The organism is Pedobacter agri PB92 (assembly GCF_000258495.1).
GTDB lineage: Bacteria > Bacteroidota > Bacteroidia > Sphingobacteriales > Sphingobacteriaceae > Pedobacter > Pedobacter agri.
On the sequence record NZ_AJLG01000191.1, the window covers coordinates 1 to 8,765 of the forward strand.

Genomic DNA, 8,765 nt, shown 5'->3' on the forward strand with positions numbered 1-8,765 from the left:
ACGTACACACTATCTTACAATCATAAAAAATTCAGATAATGAAAATTAAAAATCTATTATTAACGCTCCTTATGATGACGGTAGTTACTATCTCTTGTAAGAAAAGCATTTTGGACGATGGTCCAACAAATTCAGATCTTTCGCTAGAGAATCTTTCTATAAGCAAAGATTTAAAAGCTTATTTAGCAAATGATTCTGCCATGTTTTCTGCAATGTACGCCAAAGCAAGACAATCAAACAGTTCGACCGAGATAAGTATGGCGATTAAAACTGAAGCAGATTTTAAACAGTATTTAAAGCGCAGAGGATTTAATCCCGATTCAGTAATCAGTATTTTAAATGAAAATATGGTGTTATTGAGCAGAATTAAACAGTCGTATAATTTATCTGAATCTAAAAACATAGATAAGTTTAATAATTTATACGACACATTATTCAGAAGAAGCTTAGAAAAAGCATCATTAAAAAATTCAGAGATAAAATTCAATAATAAAGTTAAGAGTTCATTATTGATGACTACGCCAGAGGGTACATTCCCTTTCGATACAGGGCCTGCTCCCGAGTCTCCAGAAGCGAGCAAATGTTTAGAGGATTTTATTGATAAATGGAATAAAAATGCTAGAGATTATCGCACAAATGCTGGTAATTGTATGGTATTACTGCCGGTTGCAGGATCGATTTGTACATACCTTTCTTGGATAACTCTTGATAGAAAACAACAAAAGGCTTATGCGGAATACAAAGCTTGCAGATGGCCTTCTGTAAACCCTGTGCCAGCACCGTACGATTCTACCGATGTGGCTGTGCCAGAGCCAGGAATTGAAAATAGAATCTATCAGAACGAAGTTGCAAGCTTCACTCCAAATACCACATATTTCTATAGCTATTACAAATCTCATTTACGAGATGATAGACCTGCTCCATTGCCATCTGTATCAAATGTCATTCAAGCCAATGGGTTTTCTTATTTCACCAACTCATTAAATCAGTTACAAAAATTACCTGATGGTTATTATATTCATCAAGATGATTTCTTCCTTGGTAGTTACAAATATATCTATGTAAAAATGGGGGTAGCTGAATTCGTGGGGGAGAGTACTTTTGATCCATTATATCCATTCGATCCAATCGATCCGGATTTGTATAATCCATTTGGAGGGGGGCTATTGGCGCCAGGCCAGTAAATAACCACTTTCTAAAAGCCATACAGAAATGTATGGCTTTTTTAATTCTTTCTTATCCTCCTAAACGCAAGAAATCCGGCAATAGCTAATGCTCCGTAACCGTAGTGGTCAAGATCGCATTGTACCGGACCATTCGCGGTATATAGAATATAGTTGTATTCATCATTAGCTGGACCTCCTGCCAAAAATCGACATGTAACACCTGTTTTAGTTCCTAATGCAACTCTTGGGCAAGCAGGAGGAGATGTTGGGTAATTTGCGAGAAGAAGCTCGTAAAATCCAAAAACGTTCTTTACTGTATAAAGTCGACCATCGGCATTCCGTAGACAACCTACACCTGGTTGAGACTTAGCCTGAAAGTTCGTAAATATCATCAGTAGTATGGAAATCGTAGTCAACTTTCTCATAACTTAAATCTTTGGTTATTTAAAGTTAGAGAAAGGAGATCTTACTATCTGGTAATTAGAAAGTTGAACAAAAATGAACAGGTGTTAACTTACTATTTCGCCAATAATTCAGCTCGATGCGCATCTGAATGCAAAAGCAGCAGGTCAATTGTAGGTTGATAGTGACATTTAGGGTAGGATTGTTCTTGCGGCCAGATCATCCCTATCGCAATAGTCATAAGCCAAAGCGTTATTCCAACAATCCAAATGTGTTTAGATTTGATTTCCATAGGCTAAAGGTAAATATCCCCTGCTACGCTAATAACAGGGGAATTAACTTTCATCGCGAAAGATGAGACTCGTCATCCATTGATTCTCAAGACACCATTGTCTAGTACAATTATAGATATTATCGTTTTAAAAGACAATACTCATATATAGGTATATACCTTGCCACATCCATGACAAGGTATAGTACCGCTAGTAAGTGTCATCCCACTAGTTTAAGGTTATGTAAATATAATAAAGAAGTTCTGAGTATAAATGGTTTCGAAAAAATGAACGCTATGAATAAGTATCTTCATTGTCACATGAAGTGTATACAACGCGATAAACACTAAAATGCGGTCTGAACTCCCAAATTCAGACCGCTGTTGTCTATCTTAGTGTATGCTGAAGCCAGCAAATAGATAACCGTAAAAAGTACAATTAGTTTTAACAAAAAAGGCTATCTCACGACAGCCTTAAATTTAACAAACGAAAAAAATTAAAGGTTCCCACTCAGGGAAACACCTTTTTATGATCATCAACTAACCAAAGTAAATGATTGAATGTTAATCGTATTAACCAAGTATAAATCTTTTTGTTTTGAAAATTACTTATTTCCCCGCGATCTCGATGAATAAAACTGGGCTTCAAATTCAGCAATATTATGTTCACGTGATTTCTTAGCAACGGAAGTAGGTGGTGCAACTTGCTCGGTATAAGCCTTCTTATTAAGCAATCCTTTAACAAACACCACTACCGGATCATCATCACCGGCATTCCTCAAATGAGCTTGTAGTTTAATATCCCAGTTATCTACCGCTTCCGCGACCGAGCCACCCCGACCAACCACGCTTTCGTGCACATCATTAGGCAGTAGGCAAATGAACCCAGGCGATTCCTGGTACACTTCCGCTCCAAGTAGTTTTGGTAGTCCATCGAGTTCTATATTATGTTTCTTGCGACGGGGCATTATCTATTATTTGACTTGATGTACTGAAGAATCTTTTCGCGGTTTGATGTTCCAGCAGCTTTTGCATATTGCTTATATTTTTCAGTGCTAACATTTGCTTGCTGAGCCGCATAACTCACTTCATTTGGATCGTTCAAATCTACTTTAGCATCATCACGACCATCTTGTTTTCTTTTATCGTCCATGGCAATAAAACATGTAGGAATGTGCGATTGTTTTACAGATGTTCTTTTGGATCCCAGAACAGCCTATCAAAGTCAACAACACAGTCACCAACAACTACGACCCCTTCAGCTTCCAATAACTCAGCCATTGGCGCTGAAGGAAAATGATGTTTGCCCGTCAGCAAACCATTCCTATTGACCACCCGATGAGCTGGCAGATGTGGATGGGTAAGGTGTGAATGATTCATGGCGATGCCAACTAACCTAGATGAGCGAGCTGCACCCAGGCATTTAGCGATTGCCCCGTAAGTAGTTACCCTACCGTATGGAATCAATGCTACTATTTCATAAACCCTTTCGTAAAAATCCAGCATGTTGATAAAACAATAGGTGTACGCTTTGGTTTTTGACGTAGCTTTGGGGAATGACACCAACCCAAGTAAGCGAATTGGAAGAGTGGTTCAAAAATGCACCACGTCCAGATATGCCAGTGTTCTTAAATGCAGCTGTGCAGGTGACCGATTATGATTTATTCCTGGAATCTCATTTCATTCCATTGCGAACCAAACCAGATGCAAAGATCAATGCACCAATAATATTGAGGCTTCAGCAAATGAAGTTGATTATTGAGAGTAATTAATTATTGTAATTCTTTCGTTCATAACTTGAATATACGAAAAAAGGGATGATCTCCCGACCATCCCATAACTAAACAAATATTTTATTTATAGATTACCTGTATAAGTAATAAATGTTGTAGGACTTGTCCAGATAATAAGATCTTGAACGTGAATACCATTTGATAATTCCGTATAAGATCCAGAAAAACCATAAATCGGAACATTCTGGTTGGTGTTTATGTCTACAGCAGTAACCCCTTGAACTGTTCCCAAATTATTCCCGGTGATATCGTAACGTATATTGCCAACAGTATAATCTGGGAACAATAAATATGCAGGAATAGTAGGCGCTGGTGGTACAAATGTATGAGGAACAATTGACATTTTTGATGGGGAAGCAGTTGATGAAACAATCATTCCTTTTATAATAATTTCACCGTTACCTGTATTTTCAATATAGGTATCCAAGTTAGGCAGAGTTGGCTGTTTCAAAGTTCCATACTCATCCTTTTTCGCTGAAATGTAATCTGCGTACGCATCTTCAAATTCTCCAAACTTCTCCTTTATCGTACTAACGCTACCTAAAAAGGTTGGACGTATTACAGTAAAATATGGGCCGGTTGTTAAAATCTCGAGATATTCACTATTTGGATCTAATACTTCAATTGCCGGGATTGGCTGGCCATTCTTGACATTGATAGTTGGATGAGGTATGTCGCCGAAAACCATATTACCATACCAAGCTGCTTGGTAAGTTCCATTTGGCTGCTGCACAAGATAAACCTCTTGAGCGGATTGGCCTGGTAGTGTCATCTTTAAATCGACACGATCTTTTAGTTTTCCCGGCCCATCATCTAAAGTAGTTTGATCTTTTTTACAAGAAGTGAAAGTTGCGGCCAAGGCAAGGCCAAGCATTAGCTTTAGATGTTTTTTCATAAAATTGATATAGGGTTAATAATTATGAATACAAGTTATGTAATTATTAAACTACAGTAATGTAACAAAAAAGATGGGATATACTAATGCCTAAATATTCTACATATACAGCCTGCCAGCCTTGATGAGCGGTAGAAAAATACTGATTTTTAAGTATTCAATTTACCAACCTTTCCAAGTAATCCACTAAGCTTTACCACGCCATGCCTTACAGGTAATTTCGCAATGTAACCCGTCCGCTAGGAATAAAACGGGGTACGAAACACATGAAACAAAAATTAATCGCATTGTTAAAGACCTCGTTTGCAAGCAAGGGTTTTAACGCAAAAGAATTGGAGAGTCTAGCGGATTTAATTATCAGCCAGCAATCTCTAACAGATGAATCAACTGACGAGGATTTGTCAACAGCAGTTACAGCCGCAAAACCTACAGCTGATTTCGTTCAGTCAGTAGCAAGCCGCCAAGTATCTGATGTTAAAAAGCCTGCAAAAGTTGAAGAGCCAGCAAAAAAGGAGGATCCGGCAGAACCTGCAACACCAACCGATATGCCAGAATGGGCCAAAGGTCTGTTAACAAGTGTCGGAGCATTAACGCAGGGTTTAGCAGCGATCCAATCTGAAAAAGTTGGCAACACCCGCAGGGAGCAGTACGCTAAAACATTGGAAGGAACTTCTGAGGCTTTTAAAACAAAAGCACTTAAGGATTTTGATCGAATGGCATTTAAAGATGATGAAGATTTCAATTCATATCTAGCTGATGCTACAGAAGATGCAAAAATCTTTATCCAAGAAGATGCCAACGGCGGAATGGGTAATGATCGTCCGGTGGGTGGTATAGGTGGAAGCACGAAAAAAGTAAAAGAAGCAACCGACACGGAGTTGGATGCAGTAATGGAAAATCTATAAACAAATGGCTACAGTCAATTTAACAGATGACGGTGTGCAAGTAAACACTGAGAAGGACAATGTCGCTATCAGAAAAGTTTTCGCAACCGTTCCAGGCGGAAAAGCCTTAGACGTTACAGGGTTTGCGCCTTTAGTAATTAATGCTGGTCACCCGATTATTTTCGAGACAGCAACAAAAGAATACAAGCCGCTTCCTGTAAATGCAGGTCAAACAGCTTATGCATCATTGCCAACAGGCCATGTATATGCTGGGGTTTTGATCGCCAGTATTCTTACAAAAAAAGCATCTGCGGCTATTTTGACGCAGGGAGTTATTAACCCAGAGGCATGTCCTTACGATTTCGCAACAGTTGCGGCAGCAGTAAAAACGGCAATGCCTTTAATTGGCCAACAAGCAGACTAAGATGGAACAATCAGCATTTATTCAATGGGTTGCTAAGTATCTCCCAGGTGTTACAGTCCGTATCACCAAAAAACTTAATGATACAACCAATCCATTACCTTACCTACACAGAACTTTGTTAAAACCTCAGTTTTCTGTATCTGGAAAATGGGAAACGTTGAGTCAGGAAAATATCCTTGTATCTGCGGATTACGTCGCTATGGATAGTGATGATCCATTAAAAATGCGTGATTCAATGGGTAAAGCTGGTGGCGATATCGCAAAGATGTCAATGAAGCTTTGGTTAAACGAAACACAGTTGACTGCATTGGATACATTAATCGCTAGCGGTGGAACTGATGCTCAAATCGTTGCGGAACTGTTCAAAGATACCCAGAAAGTATTAGGTGGTGGTTACGAATTAAACGAGGCATCATTTCTTGAAGGTTTTTCAACCGGTATCGTAATGGTTACTGATGATGAAAACGTTGGTCAAGGTATCCGTTTGAACTATGGTTATTTAGATAGCCATAAGTTTGGAGTAGCGAAAGCGTTAACCGACCCAACCTATAAATTTTGGGATGATGTTAAAAAAATCGTTCAAAAATCGAAAGATGATGGTAGTGTAATTCAAGTTGCTTATACTGATTCAGCCACAATTGATGCAATTTCCAATTTAACACAAACAAAAGAGCTTTATGCTTTCGGTCAAAACTTCGTTGGAGGTAATATCCCTGCACCAGATATTGACCAACTCAACGCATTAGCTAAAAAACGTGGTGGTTTTACATTTGTGGCGATTGATCGTACTATTCGTAAAGAAAAGAACGCTAAACGTACGCCAGTAAAACCATGGAAGCCAGGCACAATTATCTATACCACTGCAGGGCAGGTTGGGTTAATGGTTTATGCAAAGCTTGCAGAACAAAACCATCCTGTAGAAGGCGTAACGTATCAATTGGTTGATCAATACTATTTGATCTCTAAGTATCGCCACAATGAGCCTCAGGTATCTGAATTCACCAAAATGCAAGCGCGTGTTGTTCCAGTAATTAACAACGTTGAAGATATCTACCTTCAGGACACAACTATTATCCAAGCATAATGGAAAACTTTAACAAGAACTCTTTAAAAGCGGCCGTTGCAAAATACGGCTCGCTTCACTCTGACGGTAAGACCGATGCAGACGTGAAAGCCGAATTGGCGAAGGATGAACGTGCGTTTTCTGCTGAACAGATTGATGAGATCTATGCAGCTATAGTAACGCCGAACTTGTTTGAAGGTGGTGATGAGACAAAGCATATTGAAGGCACTTTGCAGGAGAGCGAAATTCCGGAATGGGTACAAACTATTCTAGATAGTAATAAGGCCTTGATCGATTCGAATAACTTGGTGCTAAGTGCACTTGATGCCTTCAAAGAAAACTCTGCTGATTTTGTTAGCCAATTGGTTAAGGAATTTGCAAAGCCAGAAGCAGATAATTCAGGTGAGTTGAAATCTGAAGTGCATTTGATCGATGAAGATGAGGAATACGAAGTTGCACCAGGTAAATCTTTCCGTGATCCGTTGGATTTCACAAAAGAATATACTGAAGGTGATGATGTAACTCATTTAGGTTTAATCAAATTGCAATCGTTGCTAAATGCTCGTTTAATCGTAGAATCCTAAGCAATCCAGATAGGCAAGAGTATGACCATAAAAGAAGCGTTAACAACCAAGGCTGAAAACCTTTCCCTCAGTTCGGCAAAGATTGAACTCGCATTGTATGAGGGCAACCTTGATGGTGCTACTCAATACGATCCGACTACCATGGGAATGGCATTAGATCTGGTTTATGTAACGCTTCTTTTGGAAAGCATATCTATCAGTGAGGTTAGAGAGGATGATGTTAGCATAAAGTATACCAACGATAGCAAGGGCATAGTGAGCGCAATTTATCGCAAGTGGGGCTTAGTTGATCCGTTTGCTCCGGCTAAACCCCGTGTTACTCAAAAGCAGATATGGTAAACTTAAGGCCACATATTTTGAAATGGCGCACCTTAGATGGCTCAGCAGGTGAAACACCTGAAGGTTATCCAATACCTGGAACGCCGGGGGAGGACGTTGAGCAGCCTTGTAGGTTTCATCCGGATCGAAGTAAGATGCTGAAAAATGAAGATAGCACCGAAATCTTGCAAGTTGGTAAAATCCGATTGAGCAAAGGCGATGCAGTTCCGCATTTATGGGCCAACGTTTTGGTGATAGATGATGCAGGTAACGAGGTCTATTCAGGTACAGTAAAAAACCGCTTTGTTGGGCAACTATCTGGAGGGTGGGTTGAGGTATGATAAAGATTACAGCGGATTTCAGCATGGCCGAACTTGAAGCCATAATCAATGATGAAACCGAAGCATGGTTTGATGAATTAGTTGATGAGTATAGGATTGCCGGTAAAGCTTTCGTTGAGAGGGCAGTTCAGAAAGCACAATTCAATAACATCACATGGAATCTCCGTTCATCAATTGGTTATGTGATCATGTATAACGGCCGGGTAATCGAAAGCTTTTTCAAAGATCTGGTTGCCGGCACAGAAGGGCAGGAAGTTGGTAAAGACTATGCAAAGTTTGTTCTTTCCTTAATCGATGAGGGTGATGGATTATCCATGGCTTTAGTAGCAGGTGAAGAATATGCATACTATGTTGAAGCAAAAGGGAAGGATGTGATCAGCGGCTCATGGGCTTTTTTTACAACTGAATTGAGAGGAGCACTAAAATGAAAGATGGCTTTGATGTAGTAACCGATGTTCGAGCGCTGATTAATATCGCGGCCATTCAAAGCTTGCTAAGTGGCGGCAAAGTTGAGCCATCAGTAAAGAGTACAGCCAGCACAGTAAAAGGGATTGTCGTCAACAGCATATCCATCAGCAACACAGCTGATCAGATTGGTTTTGGCAACGTTAATTGTTATGCTCC

14 protein-coding genes are annotated in these 8,765 nt (G+C 39.5%); 10 read left to right on the top strand and 4 right to left on the bottom strand.

The features are described from left to right. Positions 1 to 38 precede the first annotated feature (38 nt). A complete protein-coding gene (locus ON09_RS20290) occupies positions 39 to 1,184 on the top strand; it encodes a hypothetical protein (RefSeq protein ID WP_010602902.1) in 1,146 nt (381 codons plus the stop codon). A 1,260-nt stretch (positions 1,185 to 2,444) separates the two neighbouring features. Here the strand turns inward: ON09_RS20290 and ON09_RS20300 are convergent. Genes ON09_RS20300 through ON09_RS20310 form a run of 3 tightly spaced genes read right to left on the bottom strand, consistent with a single transcriptional unit; the run spans position 2,445 to position 3,402 of the window. After that, a complete protein-coding gene (locus tag ON09_RS20300) occupies positions 2,445 to 2,807 on the bottom strand; it encodes a hypothetical protein (protein ID WP_010602904.1) in 363 nt (120 codons plus the stop codon). Next, positions 2,807 to 2,992 carry a DUF3606 domain-containing protein gene (locus ON09_RS20305; RefSeq protein WP_010602905.1) on the bottom strand — a complete coding sequence of 62 codons (186 nt, stop codon included), beginning with the start codon at positions 2,990 to 2,992 and terminating at the stop codon, positions 2,807 to 2,809. The genes ON09_RS20300 and ON09_RS20305 overlap by 1 nt, the downstream gene beginning before the upstream one ends. A 32-nt stretch (positions 2,993 to 3,024) precedes the next feature. After that, the gene (locus tag ON09_RS20310; protein ID WP_238533756.1) at positions 3,025 to 3,402 is read right to left on the bottom strand and encodes an MGMT family protein; all 378 of its coding nucleotides are present in this window, start codon (positions 3,400 to 3,402) and stop codon (positions 3,025 to 3,027) included. On the opposite strand from ON09_RS20310, the gene ON09_RS20315 reads away from it, so the two are divergent. Further along, positions 3,396 to 3,611: a DUF6965 family protein gene (locus ON09_RS20315; RefSeq protein WP_010602907.1), complete on the top strand. Its 216-nt coding sequence runs from the start codon at positions 3,396 to 3,398 to the stop codon at positions 3,609 to 3,611. The two genes, ON09_RS20310 and ON09_RS20315, sit on opposite strands and share 7 nt — an antisense overlap. An 85-nt stretch (positions 3,612 to 3,696) precedes the next feature. On the opposite strand, the gene ON09_RS20320 is transcribed toward ON09_RS20315, so the two are convergent. Next, entirely contained in the window at positions 3,697 to 4,527 is an 831-nt protein-coding gene (locus tag ON09_RS20320; protein ID WP_157259030.1) for a hypothetical protein, read from the bottom strand. Positions 4,528 to 4,793: 266 nt separating this feature from the next. On the opposite strand from ON09_RS20320, the gene ON09_RS20325 reads away from it, so the two are divergent. From ON09_RS20325 to ON09_RS20360, 8 genes are all read left to right on the top strand, one after another. After that, positions 4,794 to 5,432, top strand: a complete 639-nt coding sequence (locus tag ON09_RS20325; RefSeq protein WP_010602909.1) for a hypothetical protein — start codon at positions 4,794 to 4,796, stop codon at positions 5,430 to 5,432. 4 nt (positions 5,433 to 5,436) lie between these two features. Continuing rightward, entirely contained in the window at positions 5,437 to 5,835 is a 399-nt protein-coding gene (locus ON09_RS20330; protein WP_010602910.1) for a hypothetical protein, read from the top strand. A gap of 1 nt (position 5,836) precedes the next feature. After that, the gene (locus ON09_RS20335) at positions 5,837 to 6,919 is read left to right on the top strand and encodes a hypothetical protein (protein WP_010602911.1); all 1,083 of its coding nucleotides are present in this window, start codon (positions 5,837 to 5,839) and stop codon (positions 6,917 to 6,919) included. Next, positions 6,919 to 7,482: a hypothetical protein gene (locus ON09_RS20340; protein ID WP_010602912.1), complete on the top strand. Its 564-nt coding sequence runs from the start codon at positions 6,919 to 6,921 to the stop codon at positions 7,480 to 7,482. Before ON09_RS20335 ends, ON09_RS20340 begins: the two co-directional genes overlap by 1 nt. A gap of 21 nt (positions 7,483 to 7,503) precedes the next feature. Further along, on the top strand, positions 7,504 to 7,821 hold the full coding sequence (locus ON09_RS20345; RefSeq protein ID WP_010602913.1) for a DUF6706 family protein: 318 nt from the start codon (positions 7,504 to 7,506) through the stop codon (positions 7,819 to 7,821). Beyond that, positions 7,815 to 8,141, top strand: a complete 327-nt coding sequence (locus tag ON09_RS20350; RefSeq protein WP_010602914.1) for a hypothetical protein — start codon at positions 7,815 to 7,817, stop codon at positions 8,139 to 8,141. The genes ON09_RS20345 and ON09_RS20350 overlap by 7 nt, the downstream gene beginning before the upstream one ends. Then, positions 8,138 to 8,569, top strand: coding sequence for a hypothetical protein (locus tag ON09_RS24495; protein ID WP_010602915.1), 432 nt, complete (start codon positions 8,138 to 8,140; stop codon positions 8,567 to 8,569). Before ON09_RS20350 ends, ON09_RS24495 begins: the two co-directional genes overlap by 4 nt. Beyond that, on the top strand, positions 8,566 to 8,765 hold a 200-nt coding region (locus ON09_RS20360; RefSeq protein WP_010602916.1), incomplete at its 3' end, for a hypothetical protein. The genes ON09_RS24495 and ON09_RS20360, both read left to right, overlap by 4 nt.

Excerpts from the sequence above, each read along its gene's own strand:
- ON09_RS20290 (WP_010602902.1), top strand. The coding sequence starts at position 39 with ATGAAAATTAAAAATCTATTATTAACGCTCCTTATGATGACGGTAGTT.
- ON09_RS20300 (WP_010602904.1), bottom strand. The coding sequence starts at position 2,807 with ATGCCCCGTCGCAAGAAACATAATATAGAACTCGATGGACTACCAAAA.
- ON09_RS20305 (WP_010602905.1), bottom strand. The coding sequence starts at position 2,992 with ATGGACGATAAAAGAAAACAAGATGGTCGTGATGATGCTAAAGTAGAT.
- ON09_RS20315 (WP_010602907.1), top strand. The coding sequence starts at position 3,396 with ATGACACCAACCCAAGTAAGCGAATTGGAAGAGTGGTTCAAAAATGCA.
- ON09_RS20320 (WP_157259030.1), bottom strand. The coding sequence starts at position 4,527 with ATGAAAAAACATCTAAAGCTAATGCTTGGCCTTGCCTTGGCCGCAACT.
- ON09_RS20325 (WP_010602909.1), top strand. The coding sequence starts at position 4,794 with ATGAAACAAAAATTAATCGCATTGTTAAAGACCTCGTTTGCAAGCAAG.
- ON09_RS20330 (WP_010602910.1), top strand. The coding sequence starts at position 5,437 with ATGGCTACAGTCAATTTAACAGATGACGGTGTGCAAGTAAACACTGAG.
- ON09_RS20335 (WP_010602911.1), top strand. The coding sequence starts at position 5,837 with ATGGAACAATCAGCATTTATTCAATGGGTTGCTAAGTATCTCCCAGGT.
- ON09_RS20340 (WP_010602912.1), top strand. The coding sequence starts at position 6,919 with ATGGAAAACTTTAACAAGAACTCTTTAAAAGCGGCCGTTGCAAAATAC.
- ON09_RS20345 (WP_010602913.1), top strand. The coding sequence starts at position 7,504 with ATGACCATAAAAGAAGCGTTAACAACCAAGGCTGAAAACCTTTCCCTC.
- ON09_RS20350 (WP_010602914.1), top strand. The coding sequence starts at position 7,815 with ATGGTAAACTTAAGGCCACATATTTTGAAATGGCGCACCTTAGATGGC.
- ON09_RS24495 (WP_010602915.1), top strand. The coding sequence starts at position 8,138 with ATGATAAAGATTACAGCGGATTTCAGCATGGCCGAACTTGAAGCCATA.